Origin of the sequence: Hymenobacter polaris (assembly GCF_012927305.1) — a bacterium.
Lineage (GTDB): Bacteria > Bacteroidota > Bacteroidia > Cytophagales > Hymenobacteraceae > Hymenobacter > Hymenobacter polaris.
Genome location: NZ_JABBGH010000001.1, coordinates 1,276,197 through 1,294,947, shown reverse-complemented (window position 1 = coordinate 1,294,947; position 18,751 = coordinate 1,276,197). Strand labels below are relative to the sequence as shown.

At 65.0% G+C, this 18,751-nt stretch carries 20 protein-coding genes and 1 pseudogene; 7 read left to right on the top strand and 14 right to left on the bottom strand.

Features of this window, described 5'->3' with window-relative positions:
* Nucleotides 1–24: 24 nt before the first annotated feature.
* From HHL22_RS05505 to HHL22_RS05485, 5 genes are all read right to left on the bottom strand, one after another.
* On the bottom strand, nt 25–1,383 hold the full coding sequence (locus HHL22_RS05505; protein WP_169529940.1) for a hypothetical protein: 1,359 nt from the start codon (nt 1,381–1,383) through the stop codon (nt 25–27).
* Between the two features lie 333 nt (nt 1,384–1,716).
* Nucleotides 1,717–2,859, bottom strand: coding sequence for an OmpA family protein (locus tag HHL22_RS05500; protein ID WP_169529939.1), 1,143 nt, complete (start codon nt 2,857–2,859; stop codon nt 1,717–1,719).
* Between the two features lie 282 nt (nt 2,860–3,141).
* Nucleotides 3,142–4,332 (bottom strand): DUF1624 domain-containing protein, encoded by a 1,191-nt coding sequence (locus HHL22_RS05495; protein WP_169529938.1) that lies wholly within the window; start codon nt 4,330–4,332, stop codon nt 3,142–3,144.
* 94 nt (nt 4,333–4,426) lie between these two features.
* Nucleotides 4,427–4,996 carry a GNAT family N-acetyltransferase gene (locus tag HHL22_RS05490; RefSeq protein WP_169529937.1) on the bottom strand — a complete coding sequence of 190 codons (570 nt, stop codon included), beginning with the start codon at nt 4,994–4,996 and terminating at the stop codon, nt 4,427–4,429.
* Nucleotides 4,997–5,313: 317 nt separating this feature from the next.
* Nucleotides 5,314–6,036: a class I SAM-dependent methyltransferase gene (locus HHL22_RS05485; RefSeq protein WP_169529936.1), complete on the bottom strand. Its 723-nt coding sequence runs from the start codon at nt 6,034–6,036 to the stop codon at nt 5,314–5,316.
* Nucleotides 6,037–6,151: 115 nt separating this feature from the next.
* On the opposite strand from HHL22_RS05485, the gene HHL22_RS05480 reads away from it, so the two are divergent.
* Both HHL22_RS05480 and HHL22_RS05475 read left to right on the top strand, forming a co-directional pair.
* The gene (locus HHL22_RS05480) at nt 6,152–7,813 is read left to right on the top strand and encodes a glucoamylase family protein (protein ID WP_169529935.1); all 1,662 of its coding nucleotides are present in this window, start codon (nt 6,152–6,154) and stop codon (nt 7,811–7,813) included.
* 481 nt (nt 7,814–8,294) lie between these two features.
* Nucleotides 8,295–8,570 carry a hypothetical protein gene (locus tag HHL22_RS05475; protein WP_169529934.1) on the top strand — a complete coding sequence of 92 codons (276 nt, stop codon included), beginning with the start codon at nt 8,295–8,297 and terminating at the stop codon, nt 8,568–8,570.
* A 587-nt stretch (nt 8,571–9,157) separates the two neighbouring features.
* Here HHL22_RS05475 and HHL22_RS05470 read toward each other — a convergent pair.
* Nucleotides 9,158–10,036 (bottom strand): annotated as a pseudogene (locus tag HHL22_RS05470) (aldo/keto reductase).
* Here HHL22_RS05470 and HHL22_RS24210 point away from each other — a divergent pair.
* Complete coding sequence (locus tag HHL22_RS24210) at nt 10,035–10,166, top strand: hypothetical protein (RefSeq protein WP_262888341.1); 132 nt, start codon at nt 10,035–10,037, stop codon at nt 10,164–10,166. The pseudogene HHL22_RS05470 and the gene HHL22_RS24210 overlap by 2 nt on opposite strands.
* On the opposite strand, the gene HHL22_RS05460 is transcribed toward HHL22_RS24210, so the two are convergent.
* The 3 genes from HHL22_RS05460 to HHL22_RS05450 all read right to left on the bottom strand — a co-directional run bounded on the left by HHL22_RS05460 (nt 10,163) and on the right by HHL22_RS05450 (nt 12,624).
* The gene (locus HHL22_RS05460; RefSeq protein WP_169529931.1) at nt 10,163–11,065 is read right to left on the bottom strand and encodes a ThuA domain-containing protein; all 903 of its coding nucleotides are present in this window, start codon (nt 11,063–11,065) and stop codon (nt 10,163–10,165) included. The two genes, HHL22_RS24210 and HHL22_RS05460, sit on opposite strands and share 4 nt — an antisense overlap.
* Before the next feature lie 47 nt (nt 11,066–11,112).
* Nucleotides 11,113–11,925: a polysaccharide deacetylase family protein gene (locus tag HHL22_RS05455; protein WP_169529930.1), complete on the bottom strand. Its 813-nt coding sequence runs from the start codon at nt 11,923–11,925 to the stop codon at nt 11,113–11,115.
* A 72-nt stretch (nt 11,926–11,997) separates the two neighbouring features.
* A complete protein-coding gene (locus tag HHL22_RS05450; protein ID WP_169529929.1) occupies nt 11,998–12,624 on the bottom strand; it encodes a chloramphenicol acetyltransferase in 627 nt (208 codons plus the stop codon).
* Between the two features lie 142 nt (nt 12,625–12,766).
* Between HHL22_RS05450 and HHL22_RS05445 the strand changes: the two genes are divergently transcribed.
* From HHL22_RS05445 to HHL22_RS05430, 4 genes are all read left to right on the top strand, one after another.
* Entirely contained in the window at nt 12,767–13,450 is a 684-nt protein-coding gene (locus HHL22_RS05445; protein WP_169529928.1) for an HAD family hydrolase, read from the top strand.
* Nucleotides 13,451–13,623: 173 nt separating this feature from the next.
* Nucleotides 13,624–14,481, top strand: a complete 858-nt coding sequence (locus HHL22_RS05440; RefSeq protein ID WP_169529927.1) for an alpha/beta hydrolase — start codon at nt 13,624–13,626, stop codon at nt 14,479–14,481.
* The gene (locus HHL22_RS05435; protein WP_169529926.1) at nt 14,481–15,779 is read left to right on the top strand and encodes a DUF6807 domain-containing protein; all 1,299 of its coding nucleotides are present in this window, start codon (nt 14,481–14,483) and stop codon (nt 15,777–15,779) included. The genes HHL22_RS05440 and HHL22_RS05435 overlap by 1 nt, the downstream gene beginning before the upstream one ends.
* Nucleotides 15,780–15,800: 21 nt before the next feature.
* A complete protein-coding gene (locus tag HHL22_RS05430; RefSeq protein WP_169529925.1) occupies nt 15,801–16,559 on the top strand; it encodes a cupin domain-containing protein in 759 nt (252 codons plus the stop codon).
* 60 nt (nt 16,560–16,619) lie between these two features.
* On the opposite strand, the gene HHL22_RS05425 is transcribed toward HHL22_RS05430, so the two are convergent.
* From HHL22_RS05425 to HHL22_RS05410, 5 genes are all read right to left on the bottom strand, one after another.
* The gene (locus tag HHL22_RS05425) at nt 16,620–17,039 is read right to left on the bottom strand and encodes a pyridoxamine 5'-phosphate oxidase family protein (protein WP_169529924.1); all 420 of its coding nucleotides are present in this window, start codon (nt 17,037–17,039) and stop codon (nt 16,620–16,622) included.
* A gap of 115 nt (nt 17,040–17,154) precedes the next feature.
* A complete protein-coding gene (locus HHL22_RS05420) occupies nt 17,155–17,457 on the bottom strand; it encodes a helix-turn-helix domain-containing protein (protein ID WP_169529923.1) in 303 nt (100 codons plus the stop codon).
* Entirely contained in the window at nt 17,444–17,545 is a 102-nt protein-coding gene (locus HHL22_RS23930; RefSeq protein ID WP_317172628.1) for a hypothetical protein, read from the bottom strand. The genes HHL22_RS05420 and HHL22_RS23930 overlap by 14 nt, the downstream gene beginning before the upstream one ends.
* Nucleotides 17,545–17,883, bottom strand: a complete 339-nt coding sequence (locus tag HHL22_RS23925) for a hypothetical protein (RefSeq protein WP_241737970.1) — start codon at nt 17,881–17,883, stop codon at nt 17,545–17,547. The genes HHL22_RS23930 and HHL22_RS23925 overlap by 1 nt, the downstream gene beginning before the upstream one ends.
* Nucleotides 17,884–18,213: 330 nt before the next feature.
* Nucleotides 18,214–18,750 carry a hypothetical protein gene (locus HHL22_RS05410; RefSeq protein ID WP_169529922.1) on the bottom strand — a complete coding sequence of 179 codons (537 nt, stop codon included), beginning with the start codon at nt 18,748–18,750 and terminating at the stop codon, nt 18,214–18,216.
* Between the last annotated feature and the right edge of the window lies 1 nt (nt 18,751).

Genomic DNA, 18,751 nt, shown 5'->3' with positions numbered 1-18,751 from the left:
CGTCCCTAGGGGCTGCCCCCGGCGCTACTCGCGCCGCACCAGGCTAAAGCCTACCATGGCCCCTAGGTACCAGCTGCGGTAGCCATAGGTATAGCCCGTGTCGGCCCCGTAGACTTGGGCGCGGACAGAAGTGTTGTCGTAGAATTCGTCGACCCGGCTCAGGCGGCCATCCAGCAGCAGCAGCAACCGGTTTTGCCGCAGCCCCAGCTCTACGTAGGGCAGCCCGGCGAAGCCTCTGTAGCCACCGGGGTAGGGCGTGGGCGGGCCGAAGAAAGCAGTTCTGCTCGGTGCGCTCCCACTGGCCGGATACACCAGTTGGGAGCGCGTTTCGTCAGCGTCCTGGGGTATGGCTATCGTGAGGCCGGTGCCCGCCAGCACCCGCAGCTTGTGGCCGCCTACCGGCCAGAAGTAGCGCGCCCCCAGCCGGTACTCCATGGCGGTTCGGTAGTTGTCCAGCTGCCCAACCTGGCCGGTGCTTAGGGCGGGCACGCTGCCCCGGCGCCCGTAGGAAGAGAAAATCCCGGCCACGTGCAGGGCCACGCGTCGACCCGGCGACAGCAAATCCAGCTCTAGGCTGCCCAGCGGGTGCAGCTGGCCGTCGAGGTTTACCCCGTCGAGGCTGGGCGCCTCGAGGCCCGGCGCGTCGGCAGTACGCAGCCGGGCCGAGGCGTAGCGCCCGCCGGCCACCAGCGTTAAGTGCAGCCCGACCTTCGGGGCCGGGCGGCTTTGGTAGCGCGTACCCAGCTGGTGGCTCGGGCTGCACTGCAGGTTGTAGGTCTGCACCAAGCCAACCAGCCCCGCCCGCGTGAAAGACGTGGTAGCCAGCGCCTGCACGGCCGCCGGGCAGTCGCCCAGGTAGGCTTGCAGCTGCCCGCGGTAGTTGTTGCCATCGCCCACCAGCAGCGTGCCATCGGCGGCCCGGCGCAGGTAGCGCCGGGCCGCCAGCTCCATGAAGGCCTGCCCGGCGCGCCGCACAAAATAGTGGGGCACGTTGCCTACTCCAGAGTAAAGCAGCTGGGCTGGCCCATCTACCAGCACTTCCGCCAGCAGGGTTTCGGGCGCTTGGCGGGTGGCGTGCCCCTCCACCAGGCGGTCCATATCGGTTTGGGCCGAGCGGTCGAGGGGCACGGTTTCGCGCCGGTAGTACCGGCCAGCCGTGAACTGAAAGGCAAGGAGCTGAGCAGCCGGGTACGTGGTGGCTGCGGTAGTGCCCGCGGGGCGAAAGCGCACCTGCTCGGGGGCGTCGTCCCAGGAGTCATCCTCCAATTCACCCCGCAGCGTGTCGCCCGCCACTGTAACCAGCAAGCCCGGTTGAAACACCTGGGCCTGGCTGCTCAGAGCGGCGCCCATTACCAATAAACCTGTCGCTAACGTTTTTTTCATGAGTTGCTACTTGTCCCGCCTAAGTCCGCCAGCCAAGCAGGTGCCCCTTGAGTCGGCCTTGGTGGCCTAGGCCCCGCGCTGGCCGCCAGGCGCCGCGGCGCCGCTGCCCACGTGCCCCGACAAAGCTGCCGCTGGCTCCGCGGGCCCGCCGCTCCTAGCTGCCCCGAGGCAACGCCGCCCGACGGGCTTTAACTGAATTATAAGAATTAGCTAAAATAAGCTGGTTATTATACTGATATAAAGTACTGATTACGTGCCATAATGCAAGATAGGGGTTGGCTGCTACCCAGTGGTAGCAGCCAACCCCTAGGGCAGGCAAATGGGGAGTGGTGGTTACAGGCGCTCGACTTCCACGCGGCGGTTGCGGGCGTCGGGCGAGGGGTAGAGCAGGCGGGTGTCGCCGTAGCCAGCGGTTTCGAGGCGCTCAGGCGCCACGCCGGCTTTCACCAAGTAGGCCTTGACGGCGGCGGCGCGCTGCTCGCTCAGTACCTGGTTTTTGTCGGACTCGCCCAGGCGGTCGGTGTGGCCCACGATGCGCAGGCGCACCTGGGGCTGGGCCTGCAGTTCGGCGGCCAGCTTATCGAGCGCCGCGTGGCTAGTGGGCAGCAGCGTGGCGGTGGCTTGCTTGAAAAGTACCGTGGGCAGCACCAGCGGCGCCGGGCCCGCGGGCACCAGGATGGGGGGCGCCGGGGCGCCGACCGCCGGGCGCTGGCGGGCCGTATCGGGCGCGGGCCGCGGGGCCGGGGTAGGTGCTGGCTTGGGGGCCGGCGCTGGCGTGGCGGGGCGCGGGGTGGGCCGCGCGGCCACGGGCGGCACCTGGGCCGTGCCGGTGGTTTGCACCGTGATGGGCACGGCTTGGCTCTGGGCCGAGGGGTAGAAGCCCTGGGTGATGTAGAAGGTGGTGGTTTTGGCGAGCCGGGTGGCGTAGGTATTGCCGGTGGCCACCAGCTGCTTGTGCGCCGCGTCGAGGTACCAGCGCACGTCGCGGCCCGATACGCGCAGCGTGCTCAGCGCTCCGGCCTTGACCCTAGGGGCCGACTTGAGCTTGACGCGGTAAAAGATGAATTCGCCGGTGTCGCAGTCGCCGGTGGGGTCATAGGCGGCGCGGCCGGTGAGCTTTTCCTGCGCCGCATCGTAGGTGAAGCTGATGCTGCCCTCGCACCAGTAGCTGAAAGGCGAGGCGCCGGTTTCGTCGAGCTTGCGCCCGTGGTTGAGCTTGAAACCCGTGGCCGTGCGCGCGCCCTCCATCTCAAACGTGACCGTGATGCCGGGCCGCTGGCCTACTTCCTGGTACAAAATGCCAAACAAGCGCTCGCCCTGCCCGCGCTGCAGCCGCAGCACGGCCGGGTAGTAGCGGGCGGCTTCGGCGTCTTCTACGCCCTGCCAGGTGCCGGCCAGGCTTTGGGCGCGGGCCCCCCGGCTGCCGAGCAGCAGGAGCAGGGCTGCCAGCCAGTAGTGGTTACGAAGTGTTTTCATGCGGCGAAAATAGCCCTGCCCGTACCCCGGCCAGGAGGTTGCCGTAACGCGAAGTACGCAATGGGCCGGCGCGGGCAGGCATCCCAAAAATAGGGAGTACGGGAGGCGGCGGGAAGGTTGCGGGCGCCCGAATAACCCGCCCCCTGGCTTTTCGGCAGTCGTACGCAGGGGCCTGTTTTAAAGATGCGGCGCCGGCTAGCTCGGCTCTCGGCGCGCCTTGGCAAACAGCTACTGGCAACGGAACGTCGGTAGCTAGCCGCCCACTTTCGGCGCGCGGCTCGCCTACAAGTACGACAGCCACCAGTAGGTGTGCTGCTGCTTGAAGCGCTGGTACCAGCGGCACGGCCAGTACAGGACCAGCACCAGCAGCGCCCACACCAGGTAGGCCCGCCCCAGGCTGGGCGCGTAGGCGGGCGGCCACGCGCTGGCCGGCACAAACCCCAGGTTTACGGCCCGGCCAAAGGCCAGCGTCGTCCAAACCCAGGCCGCGCCGCTGAGGAGCGAAAAGTGCAGCAGGTAGTAGAAAAACGGTACCTGCCCAAACGTGCGCAGCACCCGGCTGAGCCAGCCAGTAGCCGTTTCGACCCAGCTGAGCAGCAGCAGGGCCACCCCGATAGTGAGGCTTAAAAAGAGCAGCGAGGGCGGCGATTTCGTCACGTTGACAAACGACAGCACCGTGTGCAGCAAGCCCTGCGGCTGTATGCTCCAGGGCGAAGGGTCGCCGTACCAGTTGGTGGCGCGCAGCACCAAAAATAGCCCCAGTAGCCCGGCCCCGGCCCCGCGCAGCCGCCGCGTGCGCTGGGGCAGCGGCAGCCGAAACCACGGCCCCACCAGGTAGCCGGCCAGCATTACCCCCAGCCACGGCCCTAGGGAGTACCCCACCAGCACCGGGTGCCCCCGCACCGGCAGCACGAAGGGCGTGTGGTACAGCAGCGCCCACCCGGCATTGGCCGCCGTCACGGGCTCACCGTCCGGCACCAGGTTGTGCCCGGCTAGGATGACGAAGGCCAGCCCCACCAGCAGCCAGCGGGGCAGCCACCGCAGGCCCGCCAGCAGCACCATGCTCGCCCCAATTACCCAGATAACCAGCAGCAAGGTCAGGTCGTAGCCCCAGCCGAGGAGGAAGGTAAGCAGCCCCGTTTCCGCCAAAATCAGCCACGCGCCCCGCGTCAGCAAAAAGCCACTGACCGCCGCCCGGTCCTGCCGCTTCTGCTCGTACAAATAGATGCTGCTACCCGACAAAAACACGAACGCCGGCGCGCAGAAATGCGTGACCCAGCGCGTAAGAAACAGCAAGGCCGGGGCGTGGGCCACGTCTTCGGGCCGCACAGGGGTGGCGCTCCAGTAGTCGCGGGTATGGTCGAGCGCCATCACCACCATCGCCAGGCCCCGCACAATATCAATCGCCTGCACGCGGGGCGTCGCCGCGCGGCGACGCGCCAAAGCAGCGGGAGCGGGCTGTTGGGGAGTCATGAGCAGGGCAGGGGTTTAGGGAAAGACCGGGGAAGATACTCTTTTCGGACTGCACCGCGAGGGGCGGGCCCGCAAGCGGCGGCCCGCGGCCCGGTCAGCGCCAGTCCCACGCCACCACCACCCATTCCTGGCTTGTAGCCGGCTCGTGAAACCGGGTGAGGGGCTGGAAGCCCACCCGCTCGTGCGCCCGCAGCGAGCGGGTATTGCGGGCCGCAATGTCGGTTACCAGCACCTGGTACTGCGGGCCGTACGTGGCCCGGTGGCAGTGGTAAAGCTGGTCGAAGAGGCCTAGGCCCCGAAAGCCGGCGGCCACGCACACCTGCCCCATGAGGTAGTACGCCTGCGCAGCCAGGGGCCGGCCCCGGTAGGGAATGGTTTCGGCCAGGGCAAACAGGCTTTCCAGCTGCGGCACCTGGGGCCGCACGACCGGCACGGCCGCCAGGGCGTAGCCCACGATGCGGGTGCCCACGCGGGCCACCACGCTCGGCGCCGCCGCGTGCATGAGCTGCAACTGGCCTAGGGTGTAGCGCAGGGTCAGGAAGCCTTCACGCGCTTGGGTTTCGGCGGGCACTGCGCCGGGTAGGTTTTGCGCCTGCAAAGCCAGGATGCCGGCCAGGTCCTGCTCGGTAGCAGCCAGCGTCACGAAAGGAGCGGGAAGGGACATGGCATTGGCGCGGCCAGGCCCGCGCTGGGTAGGTGCTGGTGAAAAACCGGAGCGCTAAGCCCGCCGCCTGCCGCCGCACCCGGTTTATTTTGCTAGTGCAGCGGCGCGGCGCCGGCAAAATAAACCGGGTTCGACTTTCAACCTTCCTCGGCCACCTCGCCTGGCATTTCGTAGCACCCCTTTTGCCCGGAGATGCCAGAAGCTGGCAATCAATACGCCAGCGCGGCCGGGCGCCTGGGGGCCGGGCTGGCTTCCCAAGCTAGCTGTCGCCGGCGAAGCTAGGGTTTTGGCCAGCGGCCAGCCCTAGGTCCTAGGTCCTAGGCCAGCTTGCGGAAGAAGCCGTGCGCGTACTGGTTGCCATACAGCTCCACCATCTGCTCGGGCTTGTCGGCCAGAAACTCCTCGCCCGCCAGCAGCACGCCGGGGTTTATCTCGCCGTAGCTCTCGGGCAGGAAGGGCGGCCGCTGGTAGTCCATGAGCACGCACACGGCGCCGGGGCTCAGGCGCGGGTACAGCGCCCGCAGGCAGTGCAGCACCACCGCCTTGTGGGCCAGCTTATCGTTGCCAAAGCCGCAGTCGATGTGCGCAAAGGCTATCTGGGCGGGCAGCTCGGCCGGCACCGTCTGCTCGAAGTAGCCCTTGTGCAGCACCGGCTGCGGCAGGCCGGCCCGCGCAAAATTGCGGTGCAGCACTTGCTCAATGGGCTTCGTGAGGGTGAAGCTCACCTCGAAGCTGTCGTAGAGGTGCAGCTGCTTGGCGCTGCCACGCTGCGCGAGCACCTGCTGGAAAAGCTGGGCGCACTGCCCCGTGAAGCAGCCCAGCTCCACCACCTCGCCGGGCACCTGGTAGGCCAGCACCGCGTCGAGCAGGTGGAAGTAGTTGATGCGCTGCTCCAGCGTGCTCATGTCCACCACGGGGTGGGGCAGCGGCTGCGCGTAGTGCCCCGTGCGCAGCCGCCGCAGGCCGGCATTGAGCAGCTGCAGCAGCCGGCGGCCGCGCCGCGTGTGGTAAGTGGGGCTGGCGACGTAAAAGTTATTCATAAGGTAATGAGCTGATGGCCAAAGATAGCGCCTGGCTGACCAGGTTACTCGGGCTGGCGGCCCTAGGGCCCCGGCCCCGCGCCAACCCGGCTAGCTGGCCGTCGTAGCTTCGGGCATGATTCGCCTTTTCCTGCTGGGCGGGGTAGTGGCGGCCGCGGCTGGGCTGGGCGCCTGCCAGCGCACCCCCGAAACGCCCACCCCCGCCCCGTTTAGCCTGCGCACCAGCCGCCTCAACGGGGCCGCGGGCACCAGCTTCAGCGCGGTGCCGCGCACGCCGCAGCTCACCTTCACCTTCAGCGCGCCCCTGCTGCGCGGGCAGGATTTAAACCGCGCCATCAGCCTGCAGGCCGGCGCGGGTGGGGCCTTGGCCTACGCGGCCAGCCTGCCCAACGACACCACCCTGCTGGTGCGCTCCGCCGCGGCGCTGCCCGGCCTCAGCCGCTATACCCTCACCGTCACCAGCTCGCTGCAAAGCGCGGCCGGCCAGCCCCTAGGCCAGTCGGCGGTGGTCAGCTTCTCGACGGGCATCGACAGCACAGCCAAGTTTGCGCGCCTCAGCACCCCGGCGCTGCTCGACCTGGTGCAGCGCCAAACGTTTCGGTACTTCTGGGAGTTTGGTCACCCCGTGAGCGGCCTGGCCCGCGAGCGCAACACCTCGGGCGACGTGGTGACGACGGGCGGCACCGGCTTCGGGGTGATGGCCATGCTGGCCGCCGCCAACCGCGGCTTCATCACCCGCGAGCAGGCCAGGGCCCGCGTGGCGCTCATCGTCGGCTTTTACCTCACCCGCGCCACCGCCTACCACGGCGCCTACGCCCACTGGCTCAACGGCGCCACCGGCGCCACCATCCCCTTCAGCGCCAAGGACGACGGCGCCGACCTGGTCGAAACCGCCCTGCTGCTGCAAGGCCTGCTGTGCGCCCGCCAGTACTTCAGCGGCGCCGACGCCAACGAAACCGCCCTGCGCACGGCCATCAATCAGCTCTGGGACGGCGTAGACTGGGCCTGGTTTCGGCAGCCGGGCCAGAACGTGCTCACCTGGCACTGGAGCCCCACCTACCAGTTTGCCATCAACCAGCCCATCCAGGGCTGGAACGAGGCCCTGATAGTGTACGCGCTGGCCGCCGCCGCGCGCGTGCCGGCCCGCGCCATCCCTAGGGTGGTGTACGACCAGGGCTGGGCCCGCGCCGGCGCCATCGCCAACGGCCAGGCGTACTACGGCGTGCCGCTGCCCCTGGGCGAGGCCGGCGGCGGGCCGCTGTTCTTCGCGCACTACTCGTTTCTGGGCATCGACCCGCGCGGCCTCACCGATACCTACGCCAACTACCAAACCCAGGTCACGGCCCACGTGCGCCTCAACCAGGCCTACTGCGTGGCCAACCCCGGCCGCTACGCCGGCTACAGCGCCGCCTGCTGGGGCCTCACCGCCAGCGACGACCCCGGCGGCTACGCCGCCCACTCGCCCACCGCCGACAATGGCACCATCGCGCCCACTGCCGCCGTGGCCTCGGTGCCCTACGATACCACCCGCTGCCTGCCCGCGCTCCGGTTTTTTTACTACACCCTCGGCGACAAGCTGTGGGGCGACTACGGCTTCAAAGACGCCTTTAATTTGCAGCGCCTTTGGTTTGCCGACTCCTACCTGGCCATCGACCAAGGCCCGCAGGTAGTGATGCTCGAAAATGCGCGCAGCGGCCTGTTGTGGCAATTATTTATGAGCTGCCCCGAAATAAAAACCGGGCTGCGCAACCTGGGTTTTCAGAGCCCCGCTTTGTAATAAATAGCGCGAGTTGCTACCGCTTAGGATGGGCGCAAGTTAAGCGGCAATAGCTAGGTAGCCAGCTAGTAATCAGTTGTTCGCTAGCCTGCCAAATTAGCCGCTGCATGGCGGAGCGCTAAATAAAAGCCAGCGGATTGCTGCTCACTAGCTAGCAGTTTGAGAGCTGGCTGCGCTGAAGGTAGCGGACGAGTTTACGGGAGTAGCTCGCGGCGTTTTTGTATTTATATAGCGACATTTCTACGCGTAGCAGGCCTAGGGTAGCCAGGCTTTTATTGCTCGGCCTAGGCGCCCGTAAATAAATAAGAGTAATTCAGTTATTGCTTGTTAGCGGAACTAAAATACTCATCTTCTTTATTGGTAAATAAAGCAAAAAATCGCTGAAGCGCTTAAAATAACCAGCGAGGCGGTAGCAATTAATAAGTAGTCGCCTTTACCTTTGCGTGCACCTACAATCACCCAGCACTAGCCCAACTGAACAATGGCCTTAAATTTTGATGAATTCCAAAAAGTAGTGGAAACGGCTCAGCAAGCCGACGCGGTAAAGGGCGACTTAAAGCGCGCGCTTAAGAAAGTAACCAGCGCGGTGGAAAACCTCCAAGGCGCCTTGAGCGATATGGAGAAAGTAATGGCCGACGACTACGTGGCGGCCCCCAAAGAGCGCAAAGTCCGCACGCCCCGCGCCCCCAAGGAGGATGGCGCCGACGGCACCACTGCTAAAAAGCCCGGTCGGCCCCGCAAATCAGCCGCCGAGTAACCGAACGTAAAAAAAGGCCCGACTATGCTAGTCGGGCCTTTTTTTTGGCCATTGCCCTAGGCGCGTTGGGCGCGCAATGGCGGCCTACGCAGCCGGCGCCGCACTGCCGATAGGCCGGCACGCAGATTGTGCCGCTGTTGTAAATGAAAATTACCGCTGAAAACTTAGTAGCGTTAGCTGGTATAAGTCGAACCGGCTATTTATAAGGGGTAGTTAGCTGCTGTAGGCTGTATATACTAGCTGGCTTGTCAAAAGCAGTAGGGCAGCGCTAGGGCGAAGAGGTAGCCAAGCCGCCAAAACCTTAAACCTTAAAAAAATACTGGCGCTGAGCGGCTCGCTAAAAAACTGTGCTCGCTGCTAAATAGCCCTGTGGCACCCGCGCCACATTTATAATTGGCTAAAACTACTTGGCCGCAATTTTATTAAATAGCCTTAGTGAAATGCCTAAGTAGGTAGCAAATAATTAGGATAGCTACCAGAAAGCCGCGTGGTGCGCATGGGTGAGCTGGCAACTGAATTAGCCACTTGCTGAATTAATTACGCGCCGCCGCAATTTGCCGCACTGCCAGCCGCGTTTTAATTGCGAGCTACCCTAGGAAAGCCATTTCCTCGGCGCTTAGCTCGATGGTGGCGGCGGCCAGGTTTTCGCGCAGGTGCACCAGCGACGACGTGCCCGGAATGGGTAGCAACAGGGGCGACTTGTGTAGCAGCCAGGCCAGGTTGAGCTGCGCCTCGATGATGCCGCGCTGCTTGGCTAGCTCGGCCAGCTTATTGCCAGCCTTGGGCAGGCCGTGCACCAGCGAGAAAAACGGCACCAGCAGAATGCCGTGCTGCTCACACAAGGGCAGTACCTCTTCGCCGCCCTGAGTTTTGCCGTGGCCATCGCGCAGGGTGGTGCGCCGGGCGTAGCCGTACATGTTTTTTACGCTGGCTACTTCGCCTAGGGCCAGGGCCTGGGTTAGCTCCTCGGGCGTCACGTTGCTCACGCCCACGTGCTGGATTTTGCCTGCGCGCTGCATGTCGTACATCGCGCCCAGCTGCTCGGCGAGCGGCACGCCGCCCCGGCCGCCCATCAGCCGCAGGTGCACAAGCTGCACCTGCTCCTGCCGGAGCGTGCGCAAATTGTTTTCGATGCTGGTGCGCAGGTTTTCGGGCGTATTGAAGGGCACTCAGCTGGCATCGGGCCGGCGGGTGGCACCTACTTTGGTGCAGATAACCAAGTCCGGCGGGTAAGGATACAGGGCCTCCACCAGCAGGCGGTTGGTCACGTCGTCGCCGTAGTAGTCGGCCGTGTCGAAGAAATTAACTCCGCTGGCCACGGCGGTTTTCAGAATTTCGAGCGCCTGCGGGCGGTCAGCAGGCTCGCCCCAAACCTGGGGGCCCGTCAGCCGCATGGTGCCGTAGCCCAGGCGGTTGGCGGTGAGCGGATGGGTTGAGTGCGGCGCGATGGTGAGGGTAGCGGGCATGGAAAAGAAAGGCGGCGTGCGTACGGTAGCCGCCAGCGACCGGCGCGGCCTCAAAGGCAACTACCTGATAACCGCCGCCAGCAGAGGTTTGGGCGGCGCGGCGGGCCTAGGGCTTGGGGCTGGCCGCTAGCGCCGGCCCAGCCACCGCAGGCTGTTGAGGAGGAATTGGCTTTGGGCCGGGCTGCTGAAGGTGGACGATAGCGGCTGGTTGGTGCCGTGCTCGTAGTCCAGGTCGTTGTGGCCCATGTTGGCATACACCATGCGGTAGCGCCGGTTGGTCCAGGCCACGGGGTAGTAGCCCGCGTGCCAGATTTCGAAGGGCTTGGGCCCGGTGCCGAGCGGAAAGCTGCTGGGGTCGATGGCCAGCAGCACGTCGATAGCCGGGTTTTGGCGCAAGTCACGGGTCCACTTATACCACTCGTTGGGCGCCGAGCGGAAGGTGGCCGGCAGGTGGCGCGTGGCCGGGTGGTGCCGGTCGGCCACTTGCAGCACGGCCGCCGTGGGCCGCCAGGTATTGCCCGCGTACTCGCCGCTGCCCAAAAACTGCTCGTGGTACCAGGCCCAGTTTTGCGGGTAGGCGGAGGGCGTGAGGGCAAAGGCCGCGAAGTGAAAGCCCAGCCACGCCCCGCCGTGCTCCATGTACTGCTGAAAAGCCAGCCGCTGCGCCGCCTGCTCGGGCCGCGAATCCAAAAAAACCACCACTTGGTAGCGCGCCAAAAACGCCGCGTTCAGGTGCTGCCAGTCAGAGGTCGTGTCGTAGGCGAAATGGTACTGCGCCGCCATGCGCGGAAACCACTGGTTGGCCTCGCGCACAAAGCTGATGTGGGCCAAATCCTGCTTGCCCGTAAAGAACGCGATAACCCGAAAATCGGGCGGACGGGCCTGCGCCTGCGCCTCCCCGCCGCCGGCCAGCAGCAGGCCCAGCGCCAGCAGCCGGGCCGCCCGCCCGCCGGTTCCCCTAGGCCCCCTGGCCGCCACCAGGCGGGTCCCGCCGCTAAAATGTGTGGGTTGCTTGCTGGCCACGTGCATACGCCTACAAAGTAAAAGCGGTGCGGCTATGCGGGTGCCCGCGCCGGCTACTTGGCGGCCGCCGATGCCGGCTGCACCGCCCGGATGCGCCCGGCCACTTCCACCATCGGCGCGATGTAGAGGTCGCGCTCGTGGGCCTTGAGGTAGCGCAGCAGCTGCCGGTGCGCCCCCAAGGACACGTTGAGGCTGTGGCCGCCGCCCACGCCGTGAAACAGGAACACCAGCAGCGTGTGCGACTGCTGCGCCTGCTTCACCAGGTTCACGAGGTAGTCGCCCGACTGGCCGTTAATCATGTAGCAGTCAATGTCATCGAGCTTGACCTGGGCGGCCGTTTGCAGGCCCGGCGTGACGCCGCGGGCCGCCACGAAGTCGTTTTTGAGCTGCTCGTAGAAGTAGACGCCCCCAATCTGCCGGTCGCCGCAGGGGTAGGCGAAGGTGCGCGCCGTTTTGCCGTCGATGGCAGTGAGCAGCGTATTGTTGGCGCGCACCTCGGCCACGGCCCGGCTCACGGTGTATTTGCTCAGGTCGTTGTCGGGCGTCACGAAGCCGCGGCCGGGCAGCGTGCCATCGCAGGGGTGAAACAGGGCGTGGTTGCCCAGCTCATGCCCGCGCTGGGCCGCCCGGCGCCACTCGGGCAGCCGCTTGCTCACCACCGGCGACGAGCCGATGAGGTAGAACGTGCCGCGCAGCCCCAGCGAGTCGAGGGCCGGCAGGGCGTTGTCGAGGTCGGCGTCTATGGCGTCGTCGTAGGTTAGCACCACGGCGCACTGCCGGCCGTTCCAAGCACTGGTTTGGGCCGTGGCGGCGGGGCCGGCGCCCAGCAGCCCTAGGGCCAGTAGCCCGTAAAAAGGAATACGCATAAGCAAACCTAGCACCGCCCGCGTCCGCGGTAGCTCGCTGGTCGCGCTCGCCCCGGCCCCGCCTGGCCCGCCTTAGCCCAGCCGCCGCCCCAACTCTGCTAAAAATAGCCCCACGTGGTAGGCGTCGGCCAAGCCGTGGTGCACGTTCACCGATACGGGCATCAGTGTGGCGGCGCCTTCGCGGTAGGTCTGGCCCACCGATATTTTGGGGGCGCTGTCGGGCCCCCCGAAGCGGCGGGCGTGCGTCAGGCCGGTGAAGCGCACCCACGGGATGGCCGAAAAATGGATGACGTCGGGCCGGGCGGTACTGGGGCCGAGGCGCAGGCCGGTGCTGGCCTGGGTGGCGGCCATCTCGGCCTGGGCCCCGCGCACGAAGGCCGCCAGCTCGTCGTGCTGCTCGATGAAGCTGAAGCTAAACGTGTGGTCGGGCCGCCCGAGGGTGGCCGAGGCGTGGATGCGGTCGTAGCGGTACACCTGGCCGCCCTCGATGCGGTCGCGCAGGTTCTCTACCGCGTTCACGGCCTGCACCGCGTGGTAGAGGTAGTACAGGAAGAACGACACCCCTAGGCGCTTGGCCTCGCCCAGCGCTGGGGTGCAGTCCACGTTGGCCACCAGGCCGTGAAACGGCTCGTCGAACTGGGAGAAGAACTCAAAATGCTCGCGCCGGTTCCAGGTGGCGAGGTCGATGGGGTGTCGCATAGGGTACTGTTGAGAACCCAAAAGAACGGCATGCTCAGCTGTCGTCCGCGCAGCCGAGGCAGCTCGCTTGCTTTTCCAGGCGGTGCGGCAGAGAGGCTTCGGCTGCGCGGACGACAGCTGAGCATGCCGTTCTTTGTACCCCATGCTCATCGCCTTCGACGCCGACGATACCCTCTGGCCCAACCAGCCGCACTTCGACGCGGTGGAGGCCACGTTTTTTGAGATGCTGGCCGCCCACGGCAGCCCAGAGGCCCTGCACCCGCGCCTCTACGCCGTGCAGCGCCGCAACCTGGCCCTCTACGGCTACGGCGCCCGCGCCCTCACCCTCTCGCTCATCGAAACCGCCATCGAGCTGACCGCCGGCCAGGTAACTGGCCCCGAAATCCAGCGCCTGCTGGAGCTGGGCAAAGACCTGCTGCGCTTCCCCATCGAGCTGCTGCCCGGCGTGGCCGAGGTGCTGCCGCAGCTGCGCCAGCGCGGCTACCAGCTGCTGCTGCTCACCAAGGGCGACCTCTTCGACCAGGAAGCCAAGCTGGCCCGCTCGGGCCTGGGCCCGTTGTTCGACCACGTAGAAATCGTGAGCGAGAAGGACGAGGCCACCTACCGCCGCTTGTTCCGGCGCTACCACCTTACCCCCGATAACTTCGTGATGATTGGCAACTCGCTCAAGTCCGACGTGCTGCCCGTGGCCCGGCTGGGTTACCGCGCCATCCACGTGCCCTACCACGCCACCTGGATTCACGAGCGGGTAAGCGAGGCCGAGCTGGCGGGCGTGCCCTTCGAGCAGGTGGCGACCCTAGGGGAGGTGCTGGCCCGGCTGCCCTAAGGACCGGCTGCTCAAGCGCCTACCTATCGGCATCCTTTGCGCGAAAGGGCCGGTGGTGGCCGCCGCCGCCTGGCTTTTCTCCGAAACCTATCCGGTAGTTCCAAGTACGTGGGGCGGCGGCGTACTTTGCCCGGCCCGCCACCGCCGGCGGGTACTTTCTTCCGCGTGTGCGTATGTCGGTTACCTTGTTCTTAAAGTGCGCGGGGTGGTGCCTGCTCGGCGGGTGCCTGGCCCAGCCCAGCCAGGCCCAGGCGGTGCCGCCCGTCACCATTCCCCAGTCCGAGCACCGCGTGGTGCAGTCGAAGGTGGCCGGCCACCCCTACGACGTGTACGTGCACCTGCCGGCCGGCTACAGCCCGGCGGCCACCGCGAGCTACCCGGTGCTTTACGTGGTAGATGGCGACAACGACTTCGCGCCCACCCTCGAATACCTGGGCCTGCTCATGGCCGAGTACCACATTCCCGAGCCGCTGGTGGTGGCCATCGGTGACGGTGGCCCCATCGGCAGCCCCGGCAACCAGCGCACCCGCGACTTCACGCCCACGGCTACGGCCGACCGGCCCGGCAGCGGGGGCGCCCCGGCCTTTCTGGGGTTTATCGAGCAGGAGTTGTTTCCGCTCATCGAAAAAAACTACCGCGCCGACCCCGCCCGGCGCACCTACTACGGCTACTCGCTGGGGGGCTTGTTTGGGGCTTACGTCTTGTTTAGCAAGCCTACGCTGTTTCAAAACATCCTGCTCGGCAGCCCGGCCCTGGGCTACGACAGTGGGCAGCTGTTTGAGTTGGAAAAAGCCTACCACGCCACCCACGCCGCGCTGCCGGTGCACGTGTTTATGGAGGTCGGTGCCCTGGAGCCCCCTAGCCAGCAGCAGCCCTACCAGCGCCTAGCCACCCTGTTGCAGTCCGGCCGCTACCAGGGCCTCGACCTGCACTCCCTCGTGCTTGCTCACGCCACGCACCTCACCGGCAAGCCCGATACCATGCTCAAGGCCCTAGGGTGGGCCTACACCAGCCCGCACGCAACCTTCTGATGGCTAGCCTGCTCCTCCTCTGGGGCCGCCGGTGCCTCGGCGGGCTGGCCCTGCTGCTGGCCGCCGGCCCCACCCGCGCCGCGGCCCAGCGCCTGGCCACGCTCACCGTGACCCTGGCGCGGCCCACCGGCGGGCTGGCCATTCCGCTCAGCACCAGCCTCGACGCCCTCACGCTGCTGCCCGACTCGGCCCTGCAACTGGTGGAGGTGCGCGGCGGCGCACGCACGGTGGTGCCCCTGCAAGTAGAGCGCCGCCCCGAGCGCGTGCTGCACTGGCTGGCCCTGGCCGGCCCCGCGCCCACCCACACCTACGAGCTGCGGCAGGTGCCCGCGCGCCCCCGGCCAGCGCCCGCCGCCGTGCAAGTGGCCGACGAGCAGGGCGGCCTAGTGCTGCAAGCCGGCGGCCGGCCGCTGCTGCGCTACAACTACCGCCCCGTGTACCCGCCGCCCGGCATCGATACGGCCTACAAGCGCAGCGGCTTCATCCATCCACTGTGGTCGCCCCACGGCCAGGAGCTGACCCGCATACAGGCCCCCGACCACTACCACCACTACGGCCTGTGGGCGCCCTGGACGCACGTGCTGTTCGAGGGCGACACGGTAGACTTCTGGAACCTGGCCGACCGCAAGGGAACCGTGCGCTTTGCCGGGGTGCTGGCCACCAGCGCCGGCCCGGTATACGGCGGCTACCAGGTGCTGCAAGCGCACGTGGCCTTCCCTAGGGGCCGCCCCGAAAAAACGGCCCTCCGCGAGGTGCAGGCCGTGCGCGTGTACCACCCCGCCGGCCCCGATGCCTACCTGGCCGACCTCAGCATCGAGCTGAGCTGCGCCAGCGCCAGCCCGGTGCGGCTGCTGGCCTACCGCTACGGCGGCCTGGGCTGGCGCGCCACCGCCGCCTGGAACCAAGCCAACAGCGAGGTGCTGACCTCGGCTGGCAAAACCCGCCACGATGCCGACGGCACCACCGCCCGCTGGTGCCTGGTGCAGGGCCAGCTCGGGGCCGGCGACTACGGCGGCGTGCTGCTGCTCGCCTTCCCCACCAACTACAATTACCCCGAGCCGCTGCGCATCTGGCCCGATAACATGAACGGCCGGGGCGACGTGTTCGCCAACTTTTCGCCCACCAAAACCAAAGACTGGCTCCTGCTGCCCGGCCAAACCTACGCCCTGCGTTACCGCCTGCTCGTTTATAACGGCCGCTGCACCGCCCAGCAGGCCGAAAACGCCTGGCAGTACTTCGCCCACCCGCCCGCCGTGGTGGTGCGGGTAGCCGGCCAGCGTGGGGCCGCCACCTTTTAAGCGCTTGTTTATTTTCTGCTCATGCACGCATGCTATCTGGCCGTGGTGGCCCTAGCCGCCCTGGCGCTCCCCGCCGATTCGCTCCCCTCGGCCGTGTACCACGCGCCAGCCGCGCCCGGCGCGGCTACCACCCAGCTTCTCACGGGCAGCACCCTGGACCTGGCCGCGCTGGAAGTTACCACCGCCACGCTGGCGCCGGGACAGGCTAGCCGCCCGCGGCCCACCGGGGCCGAGGAACTACTCATCGTGGCGCAGGGCCAGCTAACGGCCACGCTCGCCGATACCACCAGAACGCTGGGGGCCGGTGGCGTGCTCCTCGCCATGGCCGGCACCGCGCCCGCCCTGCGCAACGCATCGGCCGCCCCCGCCCGCTACTGGACGCTGAAATTCACGGCCGTGGCCGGCGCCGATGCCCGCCGGGGCCAGGCCGGCGGGGGGTCCCGGCTGCTTGCCTGGCCCGGCTTCCGAGTCATCAAGACCGATAAGGGTGAAACCCGGCCCGTATTCGACCGGCCTTCGTCCATGTTCCCGCGCTTCGATGTGCACGCCACCGTGCTCAAGGCCGGCCTAGCCAGCCACCCGCCCCACACGCACCGCGCCGAGGAAATCGTGCTGCTGACCCAGGGTCAGGGTCAGATTCAGATTAACGACCAGACTTACCCCGCCGCGGCCGGCGATGTTATCCTGCTGCGGGCCAACGTGCCCCACGCCTTCACCAACACCAGCAGGGCCCCGGTGAGCTACTTCGCCATTCAGTGGCACAGCCAGGCTGGCGAGTAGGCAACCCACCACGGAAGCCATCCGTTGGCCGCGACTAGCCCGCCCCGGCGAACCCTAGGGCTAGCGAATGTGTAGCTCGCCCTCGTCTTCGCCCTGCCAGTACTTGATGCGCTGGGCCTTCACGTGCACCAGCACCACGCCGGGCGTATCCACACCCTCGGGAAACCACTGGTTCAGGCTCGGCACCCAGTGCTGCTGCAAAATAGCCTTTTGCCGAATCAAAGACGCCGCGCCCGTAATGGATATGTACAGCCCCTTCGCCCCGCTGAAGCCCAGGTTCACGTGCGCGTCCTCGGTGATGTCCTGCACCGTGCGCGACTTCTCGAAGGTGAAGTAATAGGAGTTGCCATCGTATTCCACATCGCCGTTGTTGCTCATGGGCCGGCTGGTGAGTTGGCCCCGGCTGGTGCGCGTGGTAAGCAGGGCAATGTCGAGATTAGCCATTTTGGCGGCAATCTCCTTCAGAGTTTTATCGGCCATAACAGGGTGGGGGGTGGGTGAGCCTATCGTTACGACTGGTCTAGGCAGTAGTTGCTTTGCGCGCCACCCCGCTTGGCTGCCGGCGCGGCGGTGGGGACTAGAGGCTTCGGGTAGCTCAGAATTTTATCGAAAACTCCAGATGCCCGCCTAACCCGTCGGCGATGATGCGCTGCAACGTAGAAAGCCGCACGTCTTTCAAGTCGTTTTCCAGCTTGGAGATGTACGACTTATCGGTGCCCGACAGCTCGGCTAACTGCGCCTGGGCCAGCCCCTTGGCCTGCCGGGCCCGTTGCAGCAGCACGCCCAGCTTGAAGGTTTCGTAGCCGGCCTCAAACTCTTCGCGCGCCTTGGTGCCGGGCGCACCGTGCTCCTGGTCGATAAAGTCGCTGAGGCTGGTGAGGTTCTTAGTGGCTTTCATAGTATTTAGCTTTGATTTTGTGGGCGCGGTTCAGTTCGGCTAGGGGCGTTTTCTGCGTCTTCTTGGTGAAACCGTGGCCGATTACCACTACGTTGCCTTGGTCGAAGAAGCAGAAACTCTACAACTATCGCTGCCAACCTGCACCCTGATTTCATACAAGCCATCGGTACCATTGCTGCCGGTGATACGATTTAATACGATAGTGATACGAATTGTATCGAGCAGCCCCGCCCGGCCTTTGGCGCGGCGGCTAGGAGATTTACTTGGTAGCAGTTGCAGAGTAGTTTTACCGCGCTGTGCGGTAGCCTCCCGCCAACCACGGTGCTCGGTAAAACGAGCGAAGCCCGTGGTCGGCAAACCACGGGCTTCGAGAAGTGGGTGATTTGTTCCTGCCCATGACTTGAAAACCAATGGAGAACAAACCAAACGGTGGCGATGATTACGTGGTAATCGTCGTCAGGCTCCCGGCTAAGCTGCTGACGCGGCTTGGTCGGTGGCTAGTGCTGGCAGCGGGCACTTACGTGCTGCTGTCTCACGAGCCCAAGGCTGGTAGGTAGGATGCAAGTTATTGATTATTAGAGCGTTAAATTGGACCGGCCGCCGGAAGTTACGCAAAGATGCAAGGTTTTTGGGAAAGTGTGTGCCACTCTGCCGCCGCATGCCGCTAGGGCAACAGTAGAGATGCAACCTCCACCTCTTATTAGCCATGAATTACAACTTCGTCTAAACTCGCGTCAGTTTGAGTTGAGTCTTAATTCAAGATTGTCTATTTGCTTTGACAACTGCTATGAAAACGGAGGTATCGACAAAAGAAGCTTTTATATGTGGCTCTAAGGTTTCGATTAATGCTGCTTCGTCATCATTCAAATCATGAAACATAATCTCGCTTTCATGATTAATGTAAGTTGCAATTAATCGGTTATTGCTGAAAAAATAAAGAAAGTCAAATTCGTAATAGTTGTGAAATTTTTCACTCTCAAAATGATGGACCGCAAACTCATATTCTAGAAGCTTATCTCGGCAATTCTTATTAAGTTGAAACTTGCAAACTACATCGCCATCAGCTTCAGCTAAACCAACAATATCAAGTGCCCAGTCAGTAAAGTAATTTAAGCCATCTGGAAACAAGTCCTCTTTTTTGAAAACGTTATCGAAGGCAAAGCTATCGGCAATTTTAAATACGTAATTACTAAGCACATTTTGCCACTCTTCATCAGAGATAGAATCCCAGGATGGAAAACCGCCCGTTTGAAGATTTAGATTGCTGTAGAAAGATTTGTTGTGTATAGCCATT

Bases quoted from the DNA above. Each gene is read 5' to 3' on its own strand.
- HHL22_RS05480 (WP_169529935.1), top strand. From the start codon at position 6,152: ATGATTCGCCTTTTCCTGCTGGGCGGGGTAGTGGCGGCCGCGGCTGGG.
- HHL22_RS05435 (WP_169529926.1), top strand. From the start codon at position 14,481: ATGGCTAGCCTGCTCCTCCTCTGGGGCCGCCGGTGCCTCGGCGGGCTG.
- HHL22_RS05420 (WP_169529923.1), bottom strand. From the start codon at position 17,457: ATGAAAGCCACTAAGAACCTCACCAGCCTCAGCGACTTTATCGACCAG.
- HHL22_RS05505 (WP_169529940.1), bottom strand. From the start codon at position 1,383: ATGAAAAAAACGTTAGCGACAGGTTTATTGGTAATGGGCGCCGCTCTG.
- HHL22_RS05445 (WP_169529928.1), top strand. From the start codon at position 12,767: ATGCTCATCGCCTTCGACGCCGACGATACCCTCTGGCCCAACCAGCCG.
- HHL22_RS05460 (WP_169529931.1), bottom strand. From the start codon at position 11,065: ATGCACGTGGCCAGCAAGCAACCCACACATTTTAGCGGCGGGACCCGC.
- HHL22_RS05500 (WP_169529939.1), bottom strand. From the start codon at position 2,859: ATGAAAACACTTCGTAACCACTACTGGCTGGCAGCCCTGCTCCTGCTG.
- HHL22_RS05455 (WP_169529930.1), bottom strand. From the start codon at position 11,925: ATGCGTATTCCTTTTTACGGGCTACTGGCCCTAGGGCTGCTGGGCGCC.
- HHL22_RS24210 (WP_262888341.1), top strand. From the start codon at position 10,035: ATGGAAAAGAAAGGCGGCGTGCGTACGGTAGCCGCCAGCGACCGGCGC.
- HHL22_RS05475 (WP_169529934.1), top strand. From the start codon at position 8,295: ATGGCCTTAAATTTTGATGAATTCCAAAAAGTAGTGGAAACGGCTCAG.
- HHL22_RS05425 (WP_169529924.1), bottom strand. From the start codon at position 17,039: ATGGCCGATAAAACTCTGAAGGAGATTGCCGCCAAAATGGCTAATCTC.
- HHL22_RS05410 (WP_169529922.1), bottom strand. From the start codon at position 18,750: ATGGCTATACACAACAAATCTTTCTACAGCAATCTAAATCTTCAAACG.
- HHL22_RS05450 (WP_169529929.1), bottom strand. From the start codon at position 12,624: ATGCGACACCCCATCGACCTCGCCACCTGGAACCGGCGCGAGCATTTT.
- HHL22_RS05495 (WP_169529938.1), bottom strand. From the start codon at position 4,332: ATGACTCCCCAACAGCCCGCTCCCGCTGCTTTGGCGCGTCGCCGCGCG.
- HHL22_RS05440 (WP_169529927.1), top strand. From the start codon at position 13,624: ATGTCGGTTACCTTGTTCTTAAAGTGCGCGGGGTGGTGCCTGCTCGGC.
- HHL22_RS05430 (WP_169529925.1), top strand. From the start codon at position 15,801: ATGCACGCATGCTATCTGGCCGTGGTGGCCCTAGCCGCCCTGGCGCTC.
- HHL22_RS05490 (WP_169529937.1), bottom strand. From the start codon at position 4,996: ATGTCCCTTCCCGCTCCTTTCGTGACGCTGGCTGCTACCGAGCAGGAC.
- HHL22_RS05485 (WP_169529936.1), bottom strand. From the start codon at position 6,036: ATGAATAACTTTTACGTCGCCAGCCCCACTTACCACACGCGGCGCGGC.